This is a genomic window from Kitasatospora phosalacinea, from assembly GCF_030268885.1.
GTDB lineage: Bacteria > Actinomycetota > Actinomycetes > Streptomycetales > Streptomycetaceae > Kitasatospora > Kitasatospora phosalacinea_C.
In genome coordinates this window covers 44,592-70,299 of record NZ_BSSA01000008.1, presented here as the reverse complement: position 1 = coordinate 70,299, position 25,708 = coordinate 44,592, and the positions used below count along the sequence as shown (strand labels likewise).

The 25,708-nt window shown below is 74.5% G+C and carries 26 protein-coding genes; 11 read left to right on the top strand and 15 right to left on the bottom strand.

Translation table 11 applies throughout. The annotated features are described in order from the left end of the window. The first annotated feature begins 311 nt into the window (after window positions 1–311). The gene (locus QSK52_RS14140; RefSeq protein ID WP_285736362.1) at window positions 312–1,232 is read left to right on the top strand and encodes a hypothetical protein; all 921 of its coding nucleotides are present in this window, start codon (window positions 312–314) and stop codon (window positions 1,230–1,232) included. A gap of 292 nt (window positions 1,233–1,524) precedes the next feature. Here QSK52_RS14140 and QSK52_RS14135 read toward each other — a convergent pair whose 3' ends face one another. Then, window positions 1,525–2,286 (bottom strand): DeoR/GlpR family DNA-binding transcription regulator, encoded by a 762-nt coding sequence (locus QSK52_RS14135; RefSeq protein ID WP_285736361.1) that lies wholly within the window; start codon window positions 2,284–2,286, stop codon window positions 1,525–1,527. Between the two features lie 89 nt (window positions 2,287–2,375). Here QSK52_RS14135 and QSK52_RS14130 point away from each other — a divergent pair, with 89 nt between their 5' ends. Then, the gene (locus QSK52_RS14130; RefSeq protein WP_285736360.1) at window positions 2,376–3,566 is read left to right on the top strand and encodes an MFS transporter; all 1,191 of its coding nucleotides are present in this window, start codon (window positions 2,376–2,378) and stop codon (window positions 3,564–3,566) included. An 84-nt stretch (window positions 3,567–3,650) separates the two neighbouring features. On the opposite strand, the gene QSK52_RS14125 is transcribed toward QSK52_RS14130, so the two are convergent. Then, window positions 3,651–4,232, bottom strand: coding sequence for a TetR family transcriptional regulator (locus QSK52_RS14125; RefSeq protein ID WP_285736359.1), 582 nt, complete (start codon window positions 4,230–4,232; stop codon window positions 3,651–3,653). A 119-nt stretch (window positions 4,233–4,351) separates the two neighbouring features. On the opposite strand from QSK52_RS14125, the gene QSK52_RS14120 reads away from it, so the two are divergent. Beyond that, the gene (locus QSK52_RS14120) at window positions 4,352–4,702 is read left to right on the top strand and encodes an antibiotic biosynthesis monooxygenase family protein (RefSeq protein ID WP_285736358.1); all 351 of its coding nucleotides are present in this window, start codon (window positions 4,352–4,354) and stop codon (window positions 4,700–4,702) included. Between the two features lie 95 nt (window positions 4,703–4,797). Beyond that, on the top strand, window positions 4,798–5,238 hold the full coding sequence (locus tag QSK52_RS14115; RefSeq protein ID WP_285736357.1) for a DUF4267 domain-containing protein: 441 nt from the start codon (window positions 4,798–4,800) through the stop codon (window positions 5,236–5,238). A gap of 67 nt (window positions 5,239–5,305) precedes the next feature. On the opposite strand, the gene QSK52_RS14110 is transcribed toward QSK52_RS14115, so the two are convergent. Then, window positions 5,306–5,938 (bottom strand): FMN-dependent NADH-azoreductase, encoded by a 633-nt coding sequence (locus QSK52_RS14110; protein WP_285736356.1) that lies wholly within the window; start codon window positions 5,936–5,938, stop codon window positions 5,306–5,308. A 141-nt stretch (window positions 5,939–6,079) separates the two neighbouring features. Here QSK52_RS14110 and QSK52_RS14105 point away from each other — a divergent pair, with 141 nt between their 5' ends. After that, the gene (locus QSK52_RS14105) at window positions 6,080–6,712 is read left to right on the top strand and encodes a TetR/AcrR family transcriptional regulator (protein ID WP_285736355.1); all 633 of its coding nucleotides are present in this window, start codon (window positions 6,080–6,082) and stop codon (window positions 6,710–6,712) included. Between the two features lie 176 nt (window positions 6,713–6,888). On the opposite strand, the gene QSK52_RS14100 is transcribed toward QSK52_RS14105, so the two are convergent. From QSK52_RS14100 to QSK52_RS14085, 4 genes are all read right to left on the bottom strand, one after another. Then, window positions 6,889–7,482 carry a GNAT family N-acetyltransferase gene (locus QSK52_RS14100; RefSeq protein WP_285736354.1) on the bottom strand — a complete coding sequence of 198 codons (594 nt, stop codon included), beginning with the start codon at window positions 7,480–7,482 and terminating at the stop codon, window positions 6,889–6,891. 108 nt (window positions 7,483–7,590) lie between these two features. Then, complete coding sequence (locus QSK52_RS14095) at window positions 7,591–8,304, bottom strand: nitroreductase family protein (RefSeq protein WP_435053244.1); 714 nt, start codon at window positions 8,302–8,304, stop codon at window positions 7,591–7,593. A 112-nt stretch (window positions 8,305–8,416) separates the two neighbouring features. Continuing rightward, complete coding sequence (locus QSK52_RS14090) at window positions 8,417–10,063, bottom strand: ABC-F family ATP-binding cassette domain-containing protein (protein ID WP_285736353.1); 1,647 nt, start codon at window positions 10,061–10,063, stop codon at window positions 8,417–8,419. A gap of 50 nt (window positions 10,064–10,113) precedes the next feature. After that, window positions 10,114–10,542, bottom strand: coding sequence for a DUF4240 domain-containing protein (locus QSK52_RS14085; RefSeq protein WP_285736352.1), 429 nt, complete (start codon window positions 10,540–10,542; stop codon window positions 10,114–10,116). A gap of 369 nt (window positions 10,543–10,911) precedes the next feature. Between QSK52_RS14085 and QSK52_RS14080 the strand changes: the two genes are divergently transcribed. Together QSK52_RS14080 and aroA are read left to right on the top strand one after the other, a co-directional pair. Beyond that, the gene (locus tag QSK52_RS14080) at window positions 10,912–12,528 is read left to right on the top strand and encodes an ABC-F family ATP-binding cassette domain-containing protein (protein WP_285736351.1); all 1,617 of its coding nucleotides are present in this window, start codon (window positions 10,912–10,914) and stop codon (window positions 12,526–12,528) included. A gap of 140 nt (window positions 12,529–12,668) precedes the next feature. Beyond that, window positions 12,669–13,901, top strand: coding sequence for a 3-phosphoshikimate 1-carboxyvinyltransferase (gene aroA / locus QSK52_RS14075; RefSeq protein WP_285736350.1), 1,233 nt, complete (start codon window positions 12,669–12,671; stop codon window positions 13,899–13,901). Between the two features lie 16 nt (window positions 13,902–13,917). Here the strand turns inward: aroA and QSK52_RS14070 are convergent, their stop codons facing one another. The 3 genes from QSK52_RS14070 to QSK52_RS14060 are packed head-to-tail and all read right to left on the bottom strand — an operon-like array spanning window position 13,918 to window position 17,091. Next, window positions 13,918–14,790: a carbohydrate ABC transporter permease gene (locus QSK52_RS14070; RefSeq protein WP_435053243.1), complete on the bottom strand. Its 873-nt coding sequence runs from the start codon at window positions 14,788–14,790 to the stop codon at window positions 13,918–13,920. Beyond that, window positions 14,787–15,761, bottom strand: a complete 975-nt coding sequence (locus tag QSK52_RS14065) for a carbohydrate ABC transporter permease (RefSeq protein ID WP_285736349.1) — start codon at window positions 15,759–15,761, stop codon at window positions 14,787–14,789. Before QSK52_RS14065 ends, QSK52_RS14070 begins: the two co-directional genes overlap by 4 nt. A gap of 31 nt (window positions 15,762–15,792) precedes the next feature. Beyond that, window positions 15,793–17,091, bottom strand: a complete 1,299-nt coding sequence (locus tag QSK52_RS14060) for an extracellular solute-binding protein (RefSeq protein WP_285736544.1) — start codon at window positions 17,089–17,091, stop codon at window positions 15,793–15,795. Window positions 17,092–17,293: 202 nt separating this feature from the next. Here QSK52_RS14060 and QSK52_RS14055 point away from each other — a divergent pair, with 202 nt between their 5' ends. After that, on the top strand, window positions 17,294–18,106 hold the full coding sequence (locus QSK52_RS14055) for an IclR family transcriptional regulator (protein WP_285736348.1): 813 nt from the start codon (window positions 17,294–17,296) through the stop codon (window positions 18,104–18,106). A gap of 12 nt (window positions 18,107–18,118) precedes the next feature. Here QSK52_RS14055 and QSK52_RS14050 read toward each other — a convergent pair whose 3' ends face one another. The 5 genes from QSK52_RS14050 to QSK52_RS14030 form a co-directional block, all read right to left on the bottom strand. Continuing rightward, complete coding sequence (locus tag QSK52_RS14050; RefSeq protein ID WP_285736347.1) at window positions 18,119–18,250, bottom strand: hypothetical protein; 132 nt, start codon at window positions 18,248–18,250, stop codon at window positions 18,119–18,121. A gap of 169 nt (window positions 18,251–18,419) precedes the next feature. Continuing rightward, window positions 18,420–19,091, bottom strand: a complete 672-nt coding sequence (locus QSK52_RS14045; protein ID WP_285736346.1) for a Pr6Pr family membrane protein — start codon at window positions 19,089–19,091, stop codon at window positions 18,420–18,422. A gap of 146 nt (window positions 19,092–19,237) precedes the next feature. Further along, window positions 19,238–19,501: a DUF1876 domain-containing protein gene (locus tag QSK52_RS14040; protein ID WP_285736345.1), complete on the bottom strand. Its 264-nt coding sequence runs from the start codon at window positions 19,499–19,501 to the stop codon at window positions 19,238–19,240. Between the two features lie 120 nt (window positions 19,502–19,621). Then, window positions 19,622–21,094, bottom strand: coding sequence for a flavin-containing monooxygenase (locus tag QSK52_RS14035; protein ID WP_285736344.1), 1,473 nt, complete (start codon window positions 21,092–21,094; stop codon window positions 19,622–19,624). Window positions 21,095–21,241: 147 nt separating this feature from the next. Continuing rightward, a complete protein-coding gene (locus tag QSK52_RS14030) occupies window positions 21,242–21,946 on the bottom strand; it encodes a GNAT family N-acetyltransferase (RefSeq protein ID WP_285736343.1) in 705 nt (234 codons plus the stop codon). A gap of 163 nt (window positions 21,947–22,109) precedes the next feature. On the opposite strand from QSK52_RS14030, the gene QSK52_RS14025 reads away from it, so the two are divergent. The 3 genes from QSK52_RS14025 to QSK52_RS14015 are packed head-to-tail and all read left to right on the top strand — an operon-like array spanning window position 22,110 to window position 25,682. Continuing rightward, on the top strand, window positions 22,110–23,276 hold the full coding sequence (locus QSK52_RS14025) for a CaiB/BaiF CoA transferase family protein (RefSeq protein WP_285736342.1): 1,167 nt from the start codon (window positions 22,110–22,112) through the stop codon (window positions 23,274–23,276). Between the two features lie 16 nt (window positions 23,277–23,292). Then, window positions 23,293–24,435, top strand: coding sequence for an acyl-CoA dehydrogenase family protein (locus tag QSK52_RS14020; protein WP_285736341.1), 1,143 nt, complete (start codon window positions 23,293–23,295; stop codon window positions 24,433–24,435). A gap of 26 nt (window positions 24,436–24,461) precedes the next feature. Beyond that, on the top strand, window positions 24,462–25,682 hold the full coding sequence (locus QSK52_RS14015; RefSeq protein ID WP_285736340.1) for an acetyl-CoA C-acetyltransferase: 1,221 nt from the start codon (window positions 24,462–24,464) through the stop codon (window positions 25,680–25,682). Window positions 25,683–25,708: the final 26 nt, after the last annotated feature.

Sequence of the window (25,708 nt, the reverse complement as noted above, 5' to 3'; positions counted from 1 at the left end):
GGCTTCCGGCCCGGTGCGGACGGCTTCCGGTCGTTGTCGACGGGTTGGCACCGAACGGGAGCCGTTCCGTTGCCCGGCTGTCGCGGGCATCGGCTAGAGTCCGGCACGAAGTATGAAAGAAGCATGAGAACGGTCACGAGAGGGGTGATCCGGCGCACGCCCGGGTCGCGGCCGCCGGAACGGCCCCCTCGTCCGCCGACCGAGACGACCAGACCCGACCAGACCGTCCGGGCCCGGGAGATCACCGGCCCCGACGCCACCCGGCGGCGGAGACACCGCACCGGGACGTTCCCCAGGGGGAGAAGAACCACATGCGCAAGACCGGACGTACCTTCCTCGCCGCGACCGCGGTCGTGCTCGCCCTCACCGCGACGGGCTGCGCCAGCAAGGGCGGTGACGGCTCCCACGCGTCGTCCAGCACCGGTGGCACCGGCGGCGGCAGCTCCGCGCCCGACGCCCAGGCCGCCGCCCTCGACCCCGCCGCGCTGCTCAAGCTGGTGGGGGAGAAGACCAGCGCCGCCAAGTCCGCCAAGGTCGAGGCCACCACCGAGATGGGCGCCTCGAAGACCGTGATGAAGGGCGCCATCTCCTGGGAGAACGGCCTCCAGGGCGAGGTCAGCGGCAACGTCGGCGGCGCGATGGCGGAGTCCATCAGCCAGGCCGGCGGCGACGGCAGCATCACCGCCCGCTACCTCAGCGACGCGATGTACATCAACATGGGCGAGGGGATGGCCGGCCAGCTCGGCGGCGCCCACTGGATCAAGTACGGCTACGCGGACCTCGCCAAGCTGATGGGCGCGGCCGGCGACAGCCTCAAGAACCAGCTGCAGAACGCCGACCCGATCTCCTCGGTGCGCGCCCTGATCGCCTCCGGCAAGGTCGAGAAGACCGGCACCGAGACCGTGGGCGGCGTCAAGTCCACCAAGTACGAGGGCGACCTCGCCGCGGCCGACCTCGCCCAGGCCGCGAGCAAGGGCCTCACCCAGGACCAGACCGACGCCCTGCAGAAGCAGTTCACCGCGTCCGGCATCACCACCGAGCACATCGAGGTCTGGATCAGCACCGACAACCTGCTGGTCAAGAAGGTCGAGGCCTTCGACAGCAAGGTCGGCAAGGTCGTCTCCACCGCGCTCTACACCGACTACGGCTCCTCGGTCACCACCAGCGCCCCGAGCGCGAGCGACACCGTCGACTTCGCGGAGATCATGAAGAGCGCCCAGGCCGGTTCCTGACGGACCGCCACCACCCCGGCCCGGCCGTCCGGGCCCGGGGTGCCGACCGGCCCGGCCGATCGCGCCTACTGACTGTGGGGGAGCGCGACGGCCGGGCCGTGTGTGTGGGGGTTGTTCTCTCAACTGCCGCCCCGGGAGGCGGATTCGGTGCATCCTGCGCGGAGCGGCCGGACCGTTCCGTGCACTCAAAATGCCCCGGCCGGGCAGGAGCGTCAAGCGTTCCCCGGCCACTTGAGCCGCCCTTAAGGCTCCCTTCGCGGACAGCACTGGTGCCGGGCCCGCGGGCGGAGGGTCAGACGCTGACGACGGTGGTCCCGGCGGCCGCGAAGGCGGCGAGTTCGTCGGCGGGGGCACCGGCGTCGGTGACCAGGGTGTGCAGGCCCGCCGCGGGGGCGACCCGGGCGAAGGCGGTGCGGCCGAGCTTGCCGCCGTCGGCGACCACCAGGGTGCGGCGGGCGGCGGCGATCATGGCCTTCTTCACGGTGGCGTCGTCGAGGTCGTAGGCGGTCAGCCCGTCGGCGGCGCTGAGCGCGCAGCAGCCGAGCACGGCGGTGTCGAAGCGCAGCGCGTTGATCGAGGCGAGGGCCAGCGGGCCGGTCAGGGCGCCCTCGACGGGACGGGGGCGGCCGCCGGGGACGAGCAGGGTGGCCGCTCCGGGGGCGTCGCCGAGGACGTGCACGGCGGGCAGCGACAGCGGCATCACGGTGACGGGGCGCTCGCGCAGCAGCCGGGCGACCTCCAGGCAGGTGGTGCCGCTGTCGAGCAGCACGGTCTCCCCGTCGGCGATCAGCGCGCAGACCCCGGCGGCGATGCGCCGCTTGGCCTCGACGGCCTCGCGGGCGCGCAGCGCGAACGGCGGCTCCTCGCCGCGCAGCAGCAGGGTGCGGGCGCCGCCGCGGAAGCGCTCCAGGGCGCCCTGGGCGGCCAGTGCGTCGAGGTCGCGCCGGACGGTCATCTCGGAGGCGCCGGTGAGCGCGGCGAGCTCCTGGACGGTGGCGCTGCCCGCGTCCCGGACGGCCTCGGCGATCAGGGTGTGGCGCTCCGCGGTGTTCATACCGGCATTGAACCGCACCCCGCAACGAACAGACAAGCTGTTCGATCTCCGCCTTTCGAACACGGAGAATGTTCGTTATGGTCGGTGGCATGGAACGCTCGCTCCGGGCCGCCCGGGCGGCGACCTACGTCTACTTCGTCCTGTGCGGCACCCTGATGGGCGCGTGGGTCGTGCACATCCCCGCGATCGAGACCCGGGTCGGCGTCGGCCACGCCGCCCTCGGCGTCCTGCTCGTCCTGCTCGGCCTCGGCGCCTTCGCGGGCATGCGGGCCGCCGGGCCCCTCACCGACCGCCTCGGCGCCCGCACCGCCGTCCCCGCCTCCGGCGCCCTGTGCGCCGTCTCCCTGGTGCTGCCCGGCCTCGCCCCGGACCCGTGGACGCTGGCGGCCGCGCTGCTGGTCCTCGGCTTCGCCAACGGCTGCCTGGACGTCAGCATGAACGCCCACGCCGTCCACGTCGAGCAGGCCTACGGACGGCCCGTCATGTCCGGCTTCCACGCCACCTTCTCGATCGGCGGCGTGCTCGCCGCCGGTGCCGCCGCCGCGGCCACCGCGGCCGGCCTCGGCCCGGCCGCCACCCTCGCCCTGCTCGGCGCGCTCGGCCTCGCCACCGCCCTGCTTGCCGCGCGCGGCCTGCTCCCCGCGGCCCCCGCCCCCGACGCCGCCGACGCACCGGCCGCCGACGCACCGGCCGCCGGGGGCGGTGACGTGCGCGGCCGGATCCGGGTGCTCGCCGTCCTGGCGCTGATGGTCATGCTCGCCGAGGGCGCCGCCAACGACTGGAGCGCCCTGCACCTCAAGGACGTCCTCGGCACGCCCGCGAGCACCGCCGCGTTCGCCTACGGCGCCTTCGCCGCCGCCATGACCACCGGACGCCTGCTCGCCGACCGGATCGCCGACCGCCACGGCCCGACGGCCGTCCTGCGCCACGGCGCGGCCACCGCCGCCCTCGGCATCACCGTCGCCGCCCTCACCCCCTGGACGTGGGCCGCCTTCCTCGGCTGGGCGCTGTTCGGCCTCGGCCTCTCCGGCTGCGTCCCGCAACTCCTCAGCGCCGCGGGCCACGCCGACCCCGCCGCCGCGGGCGCCAACGTCTCCCGGGTCGCCGGACTCGGCTACCTCGGCATGCTCGCCGGGCCCGCCGTCATCGGCTGGCTCACCCACCTCACCGCCCTCAACCACGCCTTCCTCCTGCTCGCCCTGCTCTGCGCCGCCACCGCCACCGCCGCGGGCGTCCTGCGCACCGCCCCCGCCGGGGCGCCGACGGGCGGCACCCACTGACCGCCCGTGCGGCCCGGGCCGGGGCCGCACGGGCCGCACCCGCCCGGGGCCGGCGGTCGTTCGAACGGCCCCGCCCGGGCGGGGTCAGGGGGTGGGGGCGGTGAGGTACCGCTGCAGGGTGGGGCCGAGCCAGTCGACGATCTCCTCGGGGCGGAGGGCCACGCTCGCGGGGAAGCGCAGGACGTAGCGGGTCAGGGCGAGTCCGAGGACGGCCGAGGCGCACAGGGCGGCCCGGGCCTGGGCCTGGTCGGGGTCCGGGCCGATGCGGCGGGCGAGCGGGATCAGCTGTTCGCGCAGCACGCTCTGCATGCGTTCGGCGGCGTGCGGCTCGGTGACGCCGACCCGCATCAGGGCGGTGAGTTCCTCGTTCTCCTCCCACAGGGCGAGGAAGTGGCGCGCCATGGCGCGGCCGATCTCCTCGCGGGGCTCGACGGCGAGGCCGGGGAGGTCGGGGCCGATCGCGACGGCGGCGGCGAACAGGCCCGCCTTGTTGCCGTAGTAGCGCATCACCATCGAGGGGTCGATCCTCGCGTCGCGCGCGATGGCCCGGATGGTGGCCTTCTCGTAGCCGTCGGTGGCGAACCGTTCGCGGGCCGCGGCGAGGATCGTGGCGCGGGTGGCGTCGGAACGCCGGGCGGCCTGCTGGTTCTCCGTGCGATCGGTCATGCCAACAAATGTAGGCCAACGCGTGTTGACAGTCCAGGAGCGTGCGCCTACGTTTGCCAACAAGCGTTGGCCAACGCCTGTTGGCACAGACGTGACCCACACACGGGAGGACGTACGACATGGCCGAGTTGCGGAGCCTGGACCCGAACGCGCCGCTGTTCGCGCAGCTCCGGGAGGAGACCGGGGAGATCGTCCTGGTGAACACCTTCGTCGTCCCCGAGGAGCGGGCCGAGGAGTTCTCGGTGCTCTTCCGGAGGCAGGCGGCGTTCATGCGGGCCCAACCGGGTTTCGTCTCCCTGCAGTTGCACCGCGGCGTGGCGGGCAGCCGGCTGCTGGTGAACGTCGCGGTCTGGGAGTCGACCTGGGCGCTCGCCGCGGCGCTCGGCAGTCCGGAGTTCCGGCGGACGGCGGCCGGGATGCCCGACGACATCGTGTCGTACCCGCACGTCTTCGAGCGGATCGACGCGTGACCCGGCGGGCGCTCCGCGCAGACCCCCGCCCCCGGCCGGCGTCCGCCGGTGGAGCCCGCCCCCGCCCCCGTACCGGACCCCGGAGGAGAAGCACCGTGTCGCTGAAGAAGGTCAACACCGTCCTGGCCGCCGGCGTGGCCCTGTTCGCCCTCTACCTGGGGCTGTCCTTCGTCCTCGCCCCCGAGGCGTCGACCGTGGGCGTCGGCCTGCCGCAGTGGCCCGCCGGGGGAGGGGGCGACGGCTTCCTGGTGATGAAGGGCACCCGGGAGCTCGCGATGGGCCTGGCCGTCGGCGTCCTGCTGCTGACGGGCCAGCGCCGGGCCCTGGGGTGGGTGCTGCTGGCGGAGGCCGTCGCGCCGTTCGGCGACATGGTCGCCGTGCTGACCCACCACGGCTCGGCGGCCGCCGCGTTCGGCATCCACGGGCTGACCTCGGCGCTGATCGCGGTCACCGGGCTGCTGGTCCTCCGCGAGGGCGCCGCGGCGGGCGGGAGCGCCGCCGGGGCTCGCGGGCCGGTGCCCGTCGGCGGTCGGTGACACGACGGCGGAGGGCGCCGTCGGCCGGTGGCCGGCGGCGCCCTCCGGGCGTGCGCGGTGCGGGGGTTCAGGCGCGGACCAGCGCCTTGCCCGCGGCGGTGGCGGCCTCCAGGGCCTGCGCGTGGTACTCGGCGGCGAGGTCGCGCAGGCTCTCCATCGCCGGGTTGACGGCGGCGAGGGTCAGCTCGCGGCGGACGGTGGTGAGGTCGGCGCCCCAGACGTCGCGCAGGATGCGCTCGACGTACGGGGTGGAGTGGTCCCAGCCCTCGCGGGGGGTGCCGGGGGCGAAGCCGCCGCCGAGGGAGGTGACCAGGACGACCGGCTTGTCCTTGAGCAGTTCGGCGGTCGGGCCGGCGCCCGCGATGACCAGGTCGACCCAGGTCTTGAAGTGCTGGGAGACGCCCCAGTTGTAGAGCGGGACGGCGATGATCGCGGCGTCGGCGGCGCGCAGCTCGTCGGCGAGGGCGGCGCCGAGGGCGGCGGCCTCCTGCTGCTCGGGGGTGCGCTGGTCCTCGGGGGTGAAGCCGGCCAGGGTGGCGGTGGCCCAGACGTGGCCGGGCAGCGGGTCGGTGCCCAGGTTGCGGCGGGTGACGGTGCCCCCGGGGTGGGCGGCGGTCCACTCGGCCTCGGCGGCGTTGGCGAGCTCGGCGCTGGTGGAGGCGCCGGGCATGATGCTGGCGTCCAGGCGGAACAGGTTCATGACAGTGACTCCTCGGTTCGCGCCCCGCCGAGGAGTGGCGGGCGCAGGGGGGTACGGCGAAGCGGGGGTGCGGGCCGGGGAGGCGCCGCACTCGACGTAAACGGACTTTACCCCGTTTCGGCGGCCGGGTAAATTGTGGCCATGGACAGCCCCCTGGTCCCCTTCGGTCCGCCCCCCACCGAACGCGCGGACGCCGCCCGCAACCGCGAGGTCCTGCTCTGCACCGCCCGCGCGATGATCGCCGAGCTCGGGGCGGACCAGGTGACCATGGACGCGCTGGCCGAACGCGCCGGGCTGGGCAAGGGCACCGTGTTCCGCCGCTTCGGCACCCGGGCCGGGATCTTCCGCGCCCTGCTCGACGCCGAGGAGCAGCGCTTCCAGTGCCAGGTGCTGTCCGGGCCGCCCCCGCTCGGGCCCGGTGCCGACCCGGTCGACCGGCTGATCGCCTACGGGCGCGCCCGCACCCGCTTCCTGCTGGAGCGCCACGAGATCGCCCGCGCCGCGTTCGAGCGCAAGGGGCCCGTCCCGCCCGCGGTCGGACCGAACTTCTCCCGCCCGCACATCCGGATGCTGCTGGGCCAGGCCGCCCTGGGCCTCCCCGACCCGGACACCCTCTCGCTGCAGCTCGCCAGCGCCCTGGAGGGCCCCCCGCTGCTCTTCCTGGTCGCCGACCTGCCCCCCGGGGGCGAGTCCGCCGGGTGCGGCGAGAACGACCTGGGCGCCCTGCTCGCGGACGGCTGGCAGACGCTGGTCGAGCGGGTCGCCCGGCGCTGAGCGGTCCGCGGGCCGTCCGGCGCTGAGCGGTCCGCGGGTCGTCCGGCACTGAGCGGTCCGCGGGCCGTCCGCCGACGGACCGGCCCGGAACGGCGACGGACCGGCCCGGAACGGCCGAAGGGGACGGCCGGTGGGCCGTCCCCTTCGCGGAGGGTGCGCGGGCGCGGTGCGGGCGGTCAGCCGCGGTGCAGCCAGATCATCTTGCGGCCGGTCTCGGCGGGGGCGGTCGGGGCCACCTCGTCGATCCGGTCCAGGACGTAGCCGAGCTTGCGGGGGACGGCGGCGCTGGCGGCGTTCGACTCGTCGCAGTGGATCTCGGTGCGGGTGATCCCGGGCAGCGCGAGCGCCGCGCCGGTGAGGGCGCGGGCGGCCGCGGTGGCCAGGCCGCGGCCGGTGTGCCCGCGGTGCACCCAGTAGCCGATCTCCAGCGCGCCGGGGCCGATCCGGCCGTGCAGGCCGAAGCCGCCGATGACCGCGGCCGGGTCGGCGTCCAGGCCGAGCAGGTACATGAAGTCGGTGCCCTCGTCCCAGACCTTCTCGCCCGCCACCGAGGACTGCTCGCTCTCCACCAGCGTCGGCGCCTGCCGGGCCCAGGGCATCCACGGACGCAGGTGGTCGAGGTTGTCGATCACTGCGGCGTTCAGCGCCGCGGCGTCCGCCAGCCTGCGGCGGCGCAGGTGCGCGCCGCCGCCGAGGGGCAGCAGTTCGGGCGGGCGGCCCGCGGTGAGCGGGCGCACGGTGTCGTCAGGTGCGTCGGTGGAGTGACTCATGGACGGAGTATGCGCCATGCACGACCGCTCCGACCAGCGGATATCCGTTCCGCCACCCTTGCGTTCCGCCCCGCGGCGCCCGGTCGCCGCCGCCGACCCCGCCGCGGGTCACAGCCGCACCAGCACCTCGTCCAGCGGCTTGCGGACCAGGTCCGGCACCCGGGCGTCCTCGGCCGGGTAGCCGACCGGGATGACGTACGCGGCGCGCTCCTCCGGCGGGCGGTCGCAGACCTCGTTCAGGAAGCGCATCGGGCTGGGGGTGTGGGTCAGCGTGGCCAGGCCCGCCTGGTGCAGGGCGGACAGCAGGAAGCCGACCGCGATGCCCACCGACTCCTTCGTGTAGTAGGGGCGCGGCGAGTTCGGGCCCTTGTGCACCTCGAACACCACGATCACCGCGGGCGCGTCCTCCAGGAAGGGCTTGTGCCAGTCGGTGCCGATCGGGGCCAGCGCCGCCAGCCACTCCTCGGAGGCCCGGTGCGCGTAGAACTCCCGCTCCTCCGCCTCCGCGGCCTCCCGCAGCCGCCGCTTGCGATCCGGGTCGGTGACCACCACGAACCGCCACGGCTGCACGTGCGCGCCGCTCGGTGCGGTCGCCGCCGTCCGCACCGCCCACTCCAGCACCCCCTCGGGCAGCGGCCGGGTCGAGTAGTCGCGCACGGTGCGGCGCCGGTCCATCAGCCGGTAGAAGTCCCGGCAGCGGTCGGCCGCCTCGTGGGCGGGGACGCTCATCGGGTGCAGCGGCGCCGTCGGGTGGGACGGCGTCGGGCGGAGCGGCGGCGGCGTCGGGTCGGACGGCGCGCGGGAGGGGTCACGGTCAGCCATGCGCGCCACCCCAGCACGCCGGGCGCCCCGGCGGAAGGGGTCGGGGCGCGGTCGGCGATTACCGGCAAGTGCGGTGGGCGGCCGCCGGCGGCCACCGGCACGCGCCGCGGCCTCAGACCTCGGTGACCTTCCCGTCCGCGACCACCAGGCGCCGGTTCACCTGCACCGCCTCCAGCATCCGCCGGTCGTGGGTGACCAGCAGCAGGGTGCCGGTGTACGAGGCCAGTGCCGACTCCAACTGCTCGATCGCGGGCAGGTCCAGGTGGTTGGTCGGCTCGTCCAGCACCAGCAGGTTCACCCCGCGGGCCTGCAGCAGCGCCAGCGCCGCCCTGGTCCGCTCGCCCGGGGAGAGCGTCCCGGCGGGGCGCAGCACGTGCACCGCCTTCAGGCCGAACTTCGCCAGCAGGGTCCGCACGTCCTCCGGGTTCAGCTCCGGCACGGCCGCCGCGAACGCCTCCAGCAGCGGGCGCCCGGCGTCGCCGCCGAACAGGTGCCCGCGGGCCTGCTCCACCTCGCCGATCTGCACGCCCGAACCCAGCGCCGCGGAGCCCGAGTCCAGCGGGAGGCGGCCCAGCAGCGCCGCCAGCAGCGTCGACTTGCCCGCGCCGTTGGCGCCGGTGATCGCCACCCGGTCCGCCCAGTCCACCTGCAGGTCCACCGGGCCGAACGCGAACTCCCCGCGCCGGGCGGCGGCCTGGCGCAGCGTCGCCACCACCGAGCCGGAGCGCGGCGCGGCGGCGATCTCCATCCGCAGCTCCCACTCCTTGCGGGGCTCCTCCACCACCTCCAGGCGCTCGATCATCCGCTGGGTCTGCCGGGCCTTCGCGGCCTGCTTCTCGGTCGACTCGGCGCGCTGCGCCCGGGCCTTCTTGTCGTTGTCGCCGCCCTTGCGCCGGGCGTTGCGGACGCCGTGCTCCATCCAGTTGCGCTGCATCTGGGCGCGGGCCTCCAGGCCCGCCTTGGTGTCCGCGAACTCCTCGTACTGCTCGCGGGCGTGCCGCCGGGAGACCGCCCGCTCCTCCAGGTACGCCTCGTAGCCGCCGCCGTACAGGTTCACCTGCCCCTGGTGCAGGTCGAGTTCCAGGACGCGGGTGACGGTGCGGGCCAGGAACTCGCGGTCGTGGCTGATCAGCACGGTGCCCGCGCGCAGGCCCTTCACGAACGCCTCCAGGCGCTCCAGGCCGTCCAGGTCCAGGTCGTTGGTGGGCTCGTCCAGCAGGAACACGTCGTAGCGCGACAGCAGCAGCGAGGCCAGGCCCGCGCGGGCCGCCTGGCCGCCGGACAGCGCCGTCATCGGCACGTCCAGCGAGACCTTCAGGCCCAGCGAGGCGGCGACCTCCTCGGCCCGCTCCTCCAGGTCCGCACCGCCCAGCTCCAGCCAGCGGTCCAGGCTCTCCGCGTACGCGTCGTCCGCGCCCGGGCGGCCCTCCACCAGGCCCTCGGTGGCCTCGTCCAGCGCCGCCTGCGCCGCCGCGACGCCGGTGCGGCGGGCCAGGAAGTCGCGCACCGACTCGCCCTCCCGGCGCTCCGGCTCCTGCGGCAGGTGGCCGACGTTCGCGGTCGGCGGGCTGAGCTTCAGGCTGCCGCCCTCCGGGACGTCCAGCCCGGCGAGCAGGCGCAGCAGGGTCGACTTCCCGGCGCCGTTCACCCCGACCAGGCCGATCACGTCCCCGGGGGCGACGACCAGGTCCAGCCCGGAGAACAGCGTGCGCTCGCCGTGGCCGGCGGCGAGGTCCTTGACGACGAGAGTGGCAGTCATGATGGGGACGATTCTAGGCGGCGCCCCGGAGGGCCCCGGCCGGGCGGCCGCTACCGGGCCCAGCCCTCGGTGTTGGAGTACGACTCGTAGCTGTGCGCCGTCGCGCGCGGCCACTCCCCGCCGGTCAGCCGCCGGTACGCCCCGTCCGGGACGTACAGCAGCGGCTCGGCCCAGGCGAACCCCTCGGCGTACGGCGCGAAGCGGCGCGGATCGGCCAGCACCGCCCGGTACGCGGCCCGGCCGTCGGCGACCACCGCCGCGCGGGCGTAGAGGAAGGCGTCGCCGCCCAGCCCTTCGCCCAGCTCGCGGCGGTCCAGCCGGTACAGCGCGGCGGACAGCCGCTCGGCGAAGCCGGCCACCGCGGCGACCGGACCGGCCGCCAGGCGCTCCTCCAACGCGGCGGCCAGGCGCTCCGCGTCCGGGTCCGCGCCGGTCGGGCGGCACTCCTCCAGCAGCTGCCAGAACTCGTCCTCGTCCACGGACGCCGAGTGTGTCAGGGGCCGCTGACAGCGTGCCGGGAGCCGCGGCCCGGGTCGGGACCTAATTCCGTTGCGGGGGGTGCGAGGGGCTGCGTACCCTCGGAGGCGTTGCATCCCCGCACGTCTGGAGAAGGCCGTTGCTCGTCTGAGGTCATGAGACACCGCGCCACGCCACACCCGTGTCCTTTCCGGGTCCGTTGAGCGTGCGGGCGCGAGTGCGACCTCGGCAGGGCAGCGATCCACGGCTCCCGTGCGGGTTCTCCGTCTCCTCCTGAGACGGCTCCTCCGCGACGGTCCTGTGCGCTCCCGCGTCCCCGGTGTCTCCCGTGGTGCTCCCCTTCCCCGCGCGGCAACCTCCAGGAGGCCCCCATGGCGCAACCCACCACCTCGATCCTCTGCACCGACCTCGGCTTCGAGTGGCCCGACGGCCGCCCCGTGCTGAGCGGTTTCCACCTCGCCGTCGGCCCCGGCCGCACCGGGCTGGTCGGCCTCAACGGCGCGGGCAAGTCCACGCTGCTGCGGCTGATCGCGGGCGAACTCACCCCCGCCGCGGGCAGCGTCCGGGTCGCGGGCGAACTCGCCTACCTGCCGCAGGACCTGACGGTCGCCGCCGGGCAGCGGGTCGACGAGACGCTCGGCATCCGGGCCCGGCGCGAGGCCCTGCACGCCATCGAGTCCGGAGACGTGGACGAACGCCACTTCACCGTCGTCGGCGACGACTGGGACGTCGAGGAGCGCGCCCGCGCCACCCTCGACCGCCTCGGCCTCACCGGACTCGACCTCGACCGCACCACCGGCGAACTCTCCGGCGGCCAGGCCGTCCTGCTGCACCTCGCCGCCCTGCTGCTGCGCCGGCCCGACGTCCTGCTGCTCGACGAACCCACCAACAACCTCGACAGCCGGGCCCGGGCCCGGCTGTACGACGCGGTGGCCGCCTTCCCCGGCGTGCTGCTGCTGGTCAGCCACGACCGCGAGCTGCTGGAGCGGGTCGACCAGATCGCCGACCTGCGGGACGGCGAAGTCACCTGGTACGGCGGCAACTTCAGCGCCTACCAGGCGGCCCTGGAGACCGCCCAGGAGGCCGCCGAACGCGTCGTCCGCAACGCCGAGGCCGACGTCAAGCGCCAGAAGCGGGATCTGGTCGAGGCGACCCAGCGGCTCGCCAAGTCCGCCGCCTACGGCAAGCAACGCTCGGTGCGCCGCAACGACCCCAAGGCGCTGGCCGACAAGCTCCAGGGCAAGGGCGAGGAGACCGCGGGCCGACTGCGCGGCATGCACACCGAACGCCTCAACGAGGCCAAGGAGCGCCTGGCCACCGCGGAGGAGGCCGTCCGCGACGACGCCGAGATCCGGATCGACCTGCCCCGCACCGCCGTCCCCGCCGGGCGCACCGTCCTCGCCCTGGAGGGCGTCCGCCTCGCCCACGGCGGCCGCGGCCGCGTCGACCTGGAGCTGCGCGGCCCCGAGCGGATCGCCCTCACCGGGCGCAACGGCTCCGGCAAGACCACGCTGCTGCGCACCGTCGCCGGTGAACTCGCCCCCGCCGAGGGCACGGTCACCACGCCGGTGCCCCTGCGGTACCTCCCCCAGCAGTTGGACGTCCTGGACGACGAGGAGACGGTCTTCCGGAACGTCAGGGCGCACGCCCCCGCCGCCACCGACAACGAGGTCCGCGCCCGGCTGGCCCGCTTCCTGTTCCGCGGCGCCCGCGCCGACCAGCCGGCCGGCACCCTCTCCGGCGGCGAACGCTTCCGCGCCACCCTCGCCGCCCTCCTGCTGGCCGACCCGCCCCCGCAGCTCCTGCTGCTCGACGAACCCACCAACAACCTCGACCTCTCCAGCGTCCGCCAACTCACCCAGGCCCTGGCCGGCTACCGCGGCACCCTGATCGTCGCCAGCCACGACCTCCCCTTCCTCCGCGAGATCGGCATCACCCGCTGGCTGGAGTGGAAGGAGGACGACCTGCACCCGACCGACCCCCGCTGACCCGGCGGGGCCGGCCGTCGCCCCCGCCCGCCCCCGCTCTCGTCGCGGTGTCCGTACCGTGGGACGAGGGGGACGGGGCGGGCGGGGGGAGGGCAGGATCGGGGGCGTCCTGTTGTCGTTGTCCCGTTGGAGTGTGCGTCGTGGCGCTGGTCGAGATCCCCGGTTCGAAGTCGGTGACGGCGCGGGCGCTGTTCCTGGCCGCGGCGGCGGACGGGGTGACCACGCTGGTGCGGCCGTTGGTGTCGGACGACACCGAGGGGTTCGCGGAGGGGCTGCTCGCGCTCGGGTACGAGGTGGAGCGCGCGGAGCGGGAGTGGCGGATCACCGGGCGTCCGCAGGGCCCCGGGGCCGACGGGGCGTCGGTGTTCTGCCGGGACGGCGCCACCACCGCGCGCTTCCTGCCGACGCTGGCCGCCGCCGGGCACGGCACCTTCCACTTCGACGCGTCCGAGCAGATGCGCCGCCGCCCGCTGGGCCCGCTCACCACCGCGCTGCGCGAGCTCGGCGTCGAGCTGGAGCACCACGGCGCCGAGGGCCACCACCCGCTGAGCGTCCGGGCGGCGGGCGTCGAGGGCGGGGAGGTGACGCTCGACGCCGGGCTGTCCTCGCAGTACCTGACGGCGCTGCTGCTGCTCGGCCCGCTCACCCGCACCGGCCTGCGGATCCGCGTCACCGACCTGGTCTCCGCCCCGTACGTCGAGATCACCCTCGCGATGATGCGCAGCTTCGGCGTCGAGGTGGCCCGCGAGGGGAACGTGTTCGACGTTCCGGCGGGCGGCTACACCGCCGCCCGGTACCCGGTCGAGCCGGACGCCTCCACCGCCTCGTACTTCTTCGCGGCCGCCGCGCTGACCGGCCGCGAGGTGACCGTCCCCGGGCTGGGCCGCGGCGCGCTCCAGGGCGACCTGAAGTTCGTCGAGGTGCTGGAGCGCCTCGGCGCGAAGGTCGAGGTCGGGGCGGACGCCACCACCGTCACCGGCGGCACGCTCACCGGCGGCACCGTCAACATGCGCGACATCTCCGACACCATGCCGACGCTGGCCGCCATCGCCCCGTTCGCCTCCGGCCCGATCCGGATCGAGGACGTCTACAACACCCGGATCAAGGAGTGCGACCGGCTCGACGCCTGCGCGGAGAACCTGCGCCGCCAGGGCGTCGACGTCGCCACCGGCCGGGACTGGATCGAGATCCGCCCCGGCACCCCCGAGCCCGTCGAGATCGAGACCCGCGGCGACCACCGGATCGTGATGTCCTTCGCCGTCGCCGGGCTGCGCACCCCGGGCACGACCTTCGACGACCCGGGGTGCGTGCGCAAGACCTTCCCCGGCTTCCACGAGGCGTTCGCCGCCTGGGCGGCCCGGCCGGAGGGCTGAGCCGCCCGGGCGGTGCTCAGTCCTTCACCGCGCCGCCCAGACCCGACACCATGTGCCGCTGGACCAGCACGAAGAAGACCAGCACCGGCACCGTCATCAGGGTCGAGGCGGCCATGATGCCGCCCCAGTCGTTCTCGTCCGGCTTGAAGAACACCATCAGCGCGGCGGGCAGCGTCTGGTGGTCGGTGTCCAGGATCAGCGTCTTCGCGAACACGAAGTCGTTCCACGCCGTGATGAAGGAGAACACGCTGGTCGCCGCCAGTCCCGGGGCGACCAGCGGGAACAGGATCCGCCACAGGACGGTGAACCGGCTCGCCCCGTCGATCCGGGCCGCCTCCTCCAGCGACTCCGGCACCGCGGCGACGAACCCGCGCAGCATCCACACCGCGAACGGCAGCGAGAACGCCAGGTTCACCAGCATCAGCGAGCCCAGCGAGGACAGGCCGAAGCCCGGCGCGACCGTGCCGATGTCCCGGACCAGGAAGAACAGCGGGATGGTCAGCGCCTCCACCGGCACCATCTGCGCCACCAGGAACATGACCAGGATCGTGGTCCGGAACCGGAACCTGAACCGGGACAGCGCCACCGCCGCCAGGAAGGCGATCGCGGCCGACACCACCACCACGACCACCGCCACCGCCAGGCTGTTCAGGAAGTACCGCCCGAACCCGGAGACCCCCAGCGCGTTGCGGAAGTTCTCCAGCGTCGGCGCGAACGTCCACGGCCGCGGGTGCGCCGAGGTGATCTCGCCCTTCGGCTTCAGCGCCGACAGCACCATCCAGTACAGCGGGAACACCGTGAGCAGGGCCAGCACCACGGCGACGGTGTTGGCGCCCTGGCGCAGCACCCGGTTGTCGCGGCGCGTGGCCGCGAAGGACTTGCCGGTCACAGTTCCTCCCCGGAGCGGCGCAGGCTGCGGACGTAGACGGCGGTGACGGCCAGCAGGATCAGCGTCATCAGGACGCCGATCGCCGCACCGAGGCTGTAGTTCTCGGCGACGAACGCCTTCTGGTAGGCGTAGACGTTGAGGACCAGGTTCTGGCCGGCGATGCCGCCGCCCCCGGTCATCACGTAGATCTGGGTGAACACCTTGAAGTCCCAGATGATCGACTGGATCACCACGATGACCAGCAGCGGCCGCAGCATCGGCAGCATGATCTTCCGGAAGACGGTGACCGTCCCGGCGCCGTCCAGCCGGGCCGCCTCCAGGACGGAGTCGGGGATCGCCTGGATGCCGGCGTACAGGGTGATCATCACGAACGGGAAGCTGTGCCAGACCACGACCACGGCGACCATCGCGAACGCCGACCACTTGTCGTACATCCAGTTGTGGCCCTGGGTACCGAGGACCTCGTTGACCAGGCCGGAGTTGGTGTCCAGCAGGAACATCCACACCGTGGAGCCGGTCATCGCGGGCGCCGCCCAGGCGCCCAGCGCGCCGAACATCAGTAGCAGCCGCGGCCACCTGCCGACCCGGGTCAGCAGCACCGCGCAGGTCGCGCCGACCACCAGGGTGGCCAGCACGCAGAACGCGGCGAACGCCAGGGTCTGGCCCAGCACCGACCAGAACTGGGCGTCGCCCAGCACGTCGGTGTAGTTGGACAGTCCGACGAACTCGGTCGGCACCCCGCCGGAGGCCTGCGGCTGCCCGAACTTGAGCACCGACAGCAGGCCCAGCTGGTACAGCGGGTACCCGAACAGCGGGAGCAGCACCAGGGCGGCGGGCAGCAGCAGCCACAGCGGGACGGGGATCCGGGCCAGCGGCCCGGAGCGGCGGCGGCCCGGGGCGGGGGCGCCGCCCGCCGGGCGGGCCGGGGAGTCCCCCCGGTCCGCCGGGGCGGTGACGGTCGTGGCAGGCATCGACAACTTCCGCTTCTCTACGGGCCGGTGGCTACTTGCCGCTGAACGAGGAGTTCATCGCGGCCGCGGCCTCCTTGGTGGCACCGGCCACGTCGGACTTGCCGGTGATGACCTTCTGCAGCATCGTCGGCACCACGTTCTGGGCGTCGATCTTCGCCCAGGCCGCGTCCTTCGGGACGAACTTGGTGCCCGCAGCGATGGTGTCGGTGAACGGCTTCAGCCACGGCTGCTTCTGCACCACCTCGGCCCGCGCCGAGGACAGCGTCGGCAGGTTGCCCATCGCGTCGAACAGCGCCAGCTGGTTCTTCTTGGAGGCCAGTTCCTTCATGAAGTCGACCGCCAGGCTGCGGTGCTGGGTCGACTTCATCACGCCCAGGTCGTTGCCGCCGGAGAACGCCGGGGCGATCGCCCCGGCCGCGGTGCCCGGCAGCGGCACGATCGCGTACTTGCCCTTCGCCGCGCCCGCCTCCACCGCGCTGCGCGAGGAGTTCGGCAGGATCGCCATGCCGGCCTTGCCCGCCGCGAACGCCTCCACGGTCTTGCCGCCGGTCAGGTCGGCGCACTGCTGCGCCGGGCAGATCGCGTCCGTGAACAGGTCGGTGTACGCCTTCACGCCCGCCTGCGACTGCGCCGAGTCGATCGCCGAGGTGTACGCCGAGCCGCTCCGCGTCGCCAGGTCGCCGCCGTTGGCCCACACGAACGGCAGCGCGCCGAAGGTGTACTTGCCGCCGACCGCGATGCCCAGCAGGTCGCCGTGCGCGGCCCGGACCTTCTCCGCCGCCGACTTCAGCTCCTCGTACGTGGTCGGCGCCTGCAGGCCCAGCTCGGTGAACACGTCGGTGCGGTAGTACAGCGCCCGCACGCCCAGCCACCACGGCAGGCCGTACGTCTTGCCGTCCACCACCGCGGTGTCCCTCAGGTCCTGGGGCAGGTCCTTGCCCTCCTCCCAGCCCGCCAGGTCGGAGGTGATGTCGGCCAGGCCGCCCGAGGCGGTGTAGCCGAACAGGTCGGTGTTGCCGAACTCCACCACGTCCGGCGCCGAGGACGGGTCGTTGAACGCGCCCTTCATCTTCTCGGCGCGCGGACCGGCGTCGGTCGGGATGTACGACACCTCGACCTCGACGCCCGCGTGCTTCGCCTTGAAGTCGGCGACGGCCTGCGCCACCACCTGCTCCTTCGGCGCCCGGTTCGCCTCGTCGTACAGCCACACCTTCACGGTGCCGGTCTGCTTGTCCTCGGACGACGCGGTCTTCGCGGTGCCCGGCGCACAGGCCGTGGCCACGGTGCCGGCCAGCACGGCAAGGGCGGCACCACGGGCCAGCTTCTTCATGCTCAACGTCATCTCCTCGCCGCAGCGGGACGCACCTGCGTACCCCGGGACGAACCGGGACATGCAGTGGGGGATCGGTGTGAGCGGGACGTTAGAAACTCACCGGGCGCGGCGACAAGAGCAGACCCGGAAAGTTCTGCACTGCAAAACGATGTGCTGCGGATCTGGCACGCCGCCCGCCCGCGCCGTAGCGTCACACCCCATGACCAGCACCGCCGCCGAGAGCCGACCCGCCGAGGGCCGACCGGAACGCAACCAGTCCGCGTCGCTGCGCCGCGCCCTCGCCGTGCTCGAACACGTCCGGGACCACGCGGCGGCCGGCACCGACCTCAGCCTCACCGCGCTCGCCGACGGCCTGGAGATGTCCAAGTCCACCGTGCTGCGGCTGGCCGCCCCGCTGGTCGACGCCCAGCTCCTCGCCCGCGACCGCGACACCGGCCACTTCCGGCTCGGCCCCGGCGCCCTCCAGCTCGGCCAGGCCTACCTGGCCACCCTCGACCTGCGCACCGCCGCCTCCGAGGAGGCCCACCAGCTGATGCGCGAGGTCGGCGGTACCGTGCACCTGTGCGTCCCCGACACCCCGTACGTGGTCTACGTCGACAAGGTCGAGAACGAGACCGCCGTCCGGATGGCCTCCCGGATCGGCAGCCGCGCCCCCATGTACTGCACCGCCGTCGGCAAGGCCATGCTCGCCTGGCTCCCCGACGACGCCTTCGCCGCCGTGGTCGCCGACGGCCTGCCCGCCATCACCACCCGCACCCTCACCTCCGCCGCCGCCCTGCGCGCCGACCTCACCCGCATCCGCACCCGCGGCTACGCCGTCGACGACCGCGAGAACGAACCCGAGGTCCGCTGCATCGCCGCCCCCGTCTTCGACCACAACAACACCGTCATCGGCGCCATCTCCACCTCGGCCCTCACCTCCCGCATCACCGCCGCCCGCGCCCGCGAACTCGGCCCGGTCGTCGCCGCCACCGCGGCCCGCGTCTCCCGCCGGATGGGCTCCACGCGCTGACCGCGCCGCGAACTACACGGGGACCAGCCGGACGCGGCCGCCGCAGAGTTCGGTGAGGTCGTCGACGTCCGAGGTCAGCACCACCACCGGCCGCTGCTGTCGGAGGGCGAGCTCGGCCACCACGGGCTCGCGGTCGGCCGGCAACCGGGAGGGGCCCTCGGAGCCGAGGAGCGGGGTGCCCTCGTGGCTCAGCTTGCGGCGGGCGGTCCGCTCTCCCCGGCAAACACCTCGTCGAACACCGCGCGGGCGCGTTCCTGCGCGGCGGCCGGGATCGGCTCCCGACCCGTTCGCGGATCGCCGCGGCGGCGCCCCGTCAGACCTCGGCGGCCTCGGCGGCCTCGGCGGCCTTTGCAGCCGGTGCGCGGCGGAGCCTGGTGCCCAGGCGGTCGAGACCGATGACCAGGGCGCCGAGGACGGCGAACTCGGCGACGAGTTCGACCATCTGGAGGCCGACCCAGGCGTAGCCCTTCTCGGTGGGGTCGAGGAAGAAGTAGGGGTAGCGGACGGGGAAGTCGGGGAAGAGGATCGCCCGGGTCTCGGTGAGCACGGCGTAGCCGAGGGGGTAGGAGAGCCACAGCGGCAGGTCGCGCCAGCGGGAGGCGTTGCGGGGGGAGCACAGCAGCCACTCGACCAGGACCAGCAGCGGGGTGGTGTAGTGCAGGAAGAAGCTCGACCAGTGCTGGAGGCGGTCGGGGCCGGAGACCAGGCCGGGCAGCGGGTTCTCGCCGTGGTTGAGCAGGACGTGCGCGACGATGCCGGTGATGGTGATGTACAGGACGGCGGCGCCGCGCAGGCGGGGGGCCGGGGCGTCGGCGGTGTCGCGCCGGGCCGTCCAGTAGATCGCGGCCAGGAAGTAGCCGAGCACGATCACGTTGCTCTGGATGGTGAAGTACACCAGCGAGCTGTTGCTGAGGAAGATCCCCAGGAACGCGGACAGGACGATGGCGGAGCGCCACCAGGTGGCGGGGCGGGCCCAGACGGTCATGCGGTCACCGGACGTTCGTTTCGGCGGTGCCCCCCGTGGGCACGACAGATCGCCGCACTCTACCCGCCGGTTCGGCGGTCGGAAAAGATCACCGGTCCGGGGTGGTGCGTCGGTGGCGCGCCGGTGGCGCGCACCCGTCCGCGGGCTCAGAAGGAGAGCTGCGCGGGCGTGTGGGTGTGGCTCTCGATGCCGGTCGCGGCGTGGCCGATCAGCTGCCGGGCGAGGTCGTTGCAGGCGCGGGCGGCGGCGAGCTCCTCGCCGATCGCGGTGTCGGCGTCGTCGACGGGGTTGCGCCGGGCGGTGCCGGTGCCGCGGGCGCCGGGGGCGCTGAAGCCGCTGAGCGAGGCGGTGCAGGTGGTGCGGGACTCGTCCTCGTCGAAGCTCAGGTCGACGACCCAGTGGTTCTGCATGGCGGTTCACCTCCGGGTGCGCACCGCGCACGGGCGGCCGGTGCGCCTGGTCACTCCAGCCTCCGCCGCGGCCGGGAGGGCGTCAACGGGAGGCGCCGACGGCCCGGAGCCCCGGGGCCCTCAGGGCGCGAAGTGCAGCTCGGGGTCGGTGACGGGCCCGGTGCCGAGCAGCCGGGCGTCCTCGCGGTAGCCGGACGGGGTGCGCCAAGGCGGCCGGTCGCCCTGGCGGGGCAGCAGGTGGGCGGCGCGGCGCAGGTAGCCCGCGGCGAAGTCGAGCAGCGGGCGGACGGGCATCGCGGGGTCGGCGGGCTCGGGGCGGCAGATCCGGTGGCCGTGCCGGTCCATGTGGGCGAGCAGGCGGCCGAAGTGGGTGCAGAGCAGGTCGACCTTGAGCGTCCAGGAGGCGTGCGGGTAGCCGAGCGCGAACACCAGGTTGGGGACGCCGGAGAGCATCACGCCCTTGTACGCGACCGTCTCGGCGGGCCGCACCGGCACCCCGTCCACCCGCAGCGGGATGCCGCCGAGGGCCTGCACCTCCAGTCCGGTGGCGGTGACCACGACGTCCGCGGCGAGCTCCCGCCCGGAGGCCAGCCGGACGCCGTGCTCGGTGAAGCGCTCGATCCGGTCGGTGACCACCGTGGCCCGGCCGTCGCGGATCGCGGTGAACAGGTCGCCGTCGGGCACCGCGCACAGCCGCTGGTCCCACGGGTCGTACGGCGGCCGGAAGTGCACGTCCACGGGGTAACCGGGCGGCAGGAGGCGGGCGTTGACCCAGCGGACGATCCGCCGGGCCGCCCGCGGGTGGCGGCGGCAGAACGCCCAGACGGCCTGCTGCCGGGCGATGTTGCGGCGGCGGACCAGCGCATGGCCGCGCCGGTCGCCGAGCAGGCGGCGCAGCAGGACGGCGGTGCGGTCGCGGCGCGACACCGGCATCACGTACGTCGGGGTGCGCTGCAGCATCGTCACGTGCGCGGCCCGTTCGGCGAGCGCGGGCACCAGCGTCACGGCGGTGGCGCCGCTGCCCACGACCAGCACCCGGCGCCCGGCGTGGTCGAGGTCGGCGGGCCAGTGCTGGGGGTGGACGACGGGGCCGGCGAAGCGCTCCAGGCCGGGCAGCGGCGGGGTGTGGCCGCGGTCGTGGCGGAAGTACCCGGCCGCGCAGAACAGCCAGCCGCAGGTCAGGGCAGTGCGCTCGCCGGTGCCGGTGTGCTCGACCTCGACCGTCCAGCGGGCCTGCGCGGTCGACCAGGACGCGCCGACCACCCGCTGCCGGTAGCGGATGTGCCGCTCCAGCCCGTGCTCCCGGACGGTCTCGCGCAGGTAGGCGAGGATCTGCGGGCCGCGGGCGATCGACTCCTCCCGGCGCCACGGCCTGGACGCGTAGCCGAAGGTGTACAGGTCGGAGTCGGAGCGGACGCCCGGGTAGCGGAACAGGTCCCAGGTGCCGCCGCAGCCGTCCCGGGCCTCCAGGACCGCGAAGCTCCGGCCGGGGTGCTCCACCGCGAGGTGGCGGCCCGCGCCGATGCCGGAGATCCCGGCGCCGACCACCAGCACGTCCAGGTGCTCGACGTCGTCGTGGGCTGCGGCGGGCACGGGGCGGCTCCTGGTGGTGGACGGCGGGGTGCCCCCATGATCGCCGCCGGGCCCGGCCGCGGCCCAGGTCGGAAGGCCACAACACCGGGGACGGACGGGTGTGGCCTCCGGTCAGCGGGCGCTCGGGCGGGCGTCCGGGCGGGGCGTTCAGGGGGTGCGGAAGCCGCGGAAGACCACGTCGGCGCGGCGGACGAAGCCCAGCCGCTCGTACAGCGCGAGCGCGCCGGTGTTGGCGGCCGCCACGTGCAGGAAGGGGCGTTCGCCGCGGGCGGTGATCCGGGCGGCGAGCTCGCCGACCAGGTGGGCGGCCAGGCCGCGGCCGCGGGCCTCGGGGGCGGTGCAGACCGCGGAGACCTCGGTGAAGCCCGGCGGGTGCAGGCGCTCGCCCGCCATCGCGAGCAGTGCGCCCCCGCCGTCCCCGCCGTCGGGCCCGCCCTCGCGGACGCCCAGGTAGGTGCCCAGTTCGCGGGTGCGCGGCCGGAACGGGCCGGGCCGGGTGCGGGCCACCAGCGCCAGCATCTCGGGCACGTCCGCCGCCCCCAGCTCGACCACCCGCAGCCCGGCGGGGGCGGCCGGACGGACCTGTCGCTCCTGCACCAACTGGTGCCCCTCCAGGGCGAATTCGGCCTTCCAGCGGGCGGGCGGCAGCGCCGGGCAGCTGAACAGGTCCGCGAACTCGCCCGATCCCAGCAGCGCCGCCAGGTCGTCCCAGGCCCCGGGCCCCGGCGCGAGGCCGACGCTGCTGAAGCTCGCCACCTCCGGGTCGTACCGCACCGCCCGCCCGCAGCGCCGGGCCAGGTGCGCGTGCGCCCCGCCCAGCGAGGCGCCCACCGGGTCGTCCAGCACGTCCATGCCCACGCCACCTCCCGCTCGACCGCTCCCCCCATGATCGCGCATCCGGCCGCCCCGCTCCCGCAGCCCGCGCGGGGCGTGCCGGGCTCTTGTTACCGACGGGTCACGTCCCTATCATCGCCACTGTGACAGCTCCACTGTCAAACCTGGGAGGCGGTCGACGATGACCCCCGCAACACCCCCCGCAGCGCCCTCCGCACCGCCCCCGTCCGGCCCGCTGGCCGGGGTGCGGGTGCTGGAGCTCGCGGGCATCGGGCCCGGGCCGTTCGCCGCCATGCTGCTGGCGGACCTCGGGGCGGACGTGGTGCGGGTCGACCGGCCCGGCGGGCAGGGGCTCGGTCCGGACCCGGCGCGCGACCTTACCAACCGCAACAAGCGGTCGGTGCTGGTCGACCTGAAGGCGCCGGAGGGCGTCGCCGCGGTGCTCGACCTCGCCGCCCGGGCGGACCTGCTGGTCGAGGGCTGGCGGCCCGGGGTCGCCGAGCGGCTCGGCATCGGGCCGGACGCCTGCCTGGCCCGCAACCCGGCGCTGGTGTACGGCCGGATGACCGGCTGGGGGCAGGACGGGCCGCTGGCCCGCCGGGCCGGGCACGACGTCACCTACCTGGCGACCTCCGGCCTGCTCGGGCTGATCGGCGCGCCCGACGGGCCCCCGGCCGTCCCGGCGAACCTGCTCGGCGACTACGCGGGCGGCTCGCTGTACCTGGTGGTCGGCCTGCTCGCCGCGCTGCACCACGCCCGCGCCACCGGCACCGGCCAGGTCGTCGACGCCGCGATCGTGGACGGTGCCGCGCACCTGTCCACCATGCTGTGGGGCCTGATCGACGCGGGGCTCTGGCAGGACCGCCGCGGCGTCAACCTGCTGGACGGCGGCGCCCCCTGGTACGGGACGTACGCGACCTCCGACGGCCGCTGGATGGCGGTCGGCCCGCTGGAGCCGCGCTTCTACGCCGAGTTCGCCCGGCTGCTGGAACTCGGCCCGGACGTCCCCGAGCAGTACGACCTGCCGCGCTGGCCCGAGCTGCGGGCCGCCCTCGCGGCCCGCTTCGCGACCCGCACCCAGGCCGAGTGGACGGAGCTGTTCGCCGACCACGACGCCTGCGTGGCCCCCGTCCTGACGCTCGGCGAGGCGGCCGCGCACCCGCACCTGGCCGCCCGCGGCAGCTACACCGAGCACGGCGGCACCCGCCAGCCCGGCACCGCCCCGCGCTTCTCCGCCACCCCCGGCGCGCTGCGCACCCCGCCCGCCCGACCCGGCGAGCACACCGCGGAGGTGGCCCGCGACTGGGCCGTCCCCGGCCTGAACCCCCTCGCCCCGCAAGCCTCCTGACGGAAGGGACCAGCCCGTGCAGCGCGAGCTCTACACCGAGGAGCACGAGGACTTCCGCGCCACCGTCCGGGCCTTCCTCGCCCGGGAGGTCACCCCGCACCACGCCCGCTGGGAGCAGCAGGGCGTCGTCGACCGCTCCGCCTGGCTGGCCGCCGGGAGGGCCGGGCTGCTCGGCCTGGCGGTGGAGGAGCGGTACGGGGGCGGCGGCAGCGCCGACTTCCGGTTCGCCGCGGTGCTGGCGGAGGAGTTCGTCCGGGCCGGGGCCAGCGGCCTGGCCGTCGGCCTGCACAACGACGTCATCGGCCCGTACCTGACCGGTCTGGCCACCGAGGAGCAGAAGCAGCGCTGGCTGCCGGGGTTCTGCTCGGGCGAGCTGGTCACCGCGATCGCGATGACCGAGCCGGAGACCGGCTCCGACCTGCAGGCGATCCGCACCACCGCGGTCGACGCGGGCGACCACTACCTGCTGAACGGCACCAAGACCTTCATCTCCAACGGCATCCTGGCCGACCTGGTCGTGGTGGTCGCGAGGACCACCGCCGAGGGCGGCGCGCACGGCCTGAGCCTGCTGGTGGTGGAGCGCGGCACGCCGGGCTTCGAGCGCGGCCGCAACCTCGACAAGATCGGCCAGAAGGCCCAGGACACCGCCGAGCTGTTCTTCCACGACGTGCGGGTGCCGAAGGCCAACCTGCTCGGCGAGGAGCACCAGGGCTTCCTGTACCTGATGCGCAACCTGGCCCAGGAGCGGCTGACCATCGCGGTCGCCGCGATCGCCGCCGCCGAGTGCGTCCTCGCGGAGACCGTCGAGTACGTCAAGCAGCGCACCGCGTTCGGCCGCCCGCTGGCCACGCTGCAGCACGTCCGGTTCGAGATCGCCGAGCTGGCCACCGAGTGCGCCGTCACCCGCGCCTTCGTGGACCGCTGCGTGAGCGAGCACAACCGGTACGCGCTGACCCCGGTGGACGCCTCGATGGCCAAGTGGTGGGCCACCGAGCTGCAGAAGCGCACCGCCGACCGCTGTCTGCAACTGCACGGCGGATCCGGCTACATGAGTGACAGCGCGGTCGCCCGGGCGTTCACCGACGGGCGCGTCCAGACCATCTACGGCGGCACCACGGAGATCATGAAAGAGATCGTCGGCCGCTCCCTGCTCGCCTGAAAACCGTCCGAGAGGCTATTCACACCGTGACCACCGAAGCGTACGTCTACGACGCGATCCGCACCCCGCGCGGACGCGGCAAGCAGACCGGCTCCCTGCACGGCACCAAGCCGATCGACCTGGTGGTCGGTCTGATCCACGAACTGCGCCGCCGGTTCCCGTCGTTGGACCCGGCCGCGATCGACGACATCGTGCTCGGCGTGGTCAGCCCGGTCGGTGACCAGGGCTCCGACATCGCCCGGGTCGCGGCGATCGCCGCCGGGCTGCCCGACACCGTCGCGGGCGTGCAGGAGAACCGCTTCTGCGCGTCCGGCCTGGAGGCGGTCAACCTGGCCGCGGCCAAGGTCCGTTCGGGCTGGGAGGACCTGATCCTGGCGGGCGGCGTCGAGTCGATGTCCCGGGTGAAGATGGGCTCCGACGGCGGCGCCTGGTTCGCCGACCCGATGACCGCGTACGAGACCGGGTTCGTGCCGCAGGGCATCGGCGCCGACCTGATCGCCACCGTCGAGGGCTTCACCCGCACCGACGTGGACGCGTTCGCCGCCGAGTCGCAGGCCCGCGCCGCCAAGGCGCAGGCCGACGGGCTGTTCGACCGCTCGGTGGTGCCGGTGCGCGACCGCAACGGGCTGGTGGTGCTGGGCCGCGACGAGTTCATCCGCCCCGGCACCACCGTCGAGTCGCTGGCCGGGCTCAAGCCCTCCTTCGCGGACATCGGCGAGCTCGGCGGCTTCGACGCCGTCGCGCTGCAGAAGTACCACTGGGTGGAGTCCATCGACCACGTCCACCACGCGGGCAACTCCTCCGGCATCGTGGACGGTGCGGCCCTGGTCGCGATCGGCTCGCGCGCGATCGGCGAGCGCTACGGCCTCACCCCGCGGGCCCGGATCGTCTCCGCGGCGGTCTCCGGCTCCGAGCCGACCATCATGCTCACCGGCCCCGCCCCCGCCACCCGCAAGGCGCTCGCCAAGGCCGGGCTGAGCGCCGCCGACATCGACCTGGTCGAGATCAACGAGGCGTTCGCCGCGGTCGCGCTGCGCTTCATGCGCGAACTCGGCTTCCGACACGAGCAGGTGAACGTCAACGGCGGCGCCATCGCGCTCGGCCACCCGCTCGGCGCGACCGGCGCGATGCTGATCGGCACCCTGGTCGACGAGCTGGAGCGCCGCGACCTGCGCTACGGCCTGGCCACCCTGTGCGTCGGCGGCGGCATGGGCATCGCCACCGTCGTCGAGCGCGTCACCGCCTGACCACCCGCCACCTCACGTACACACCC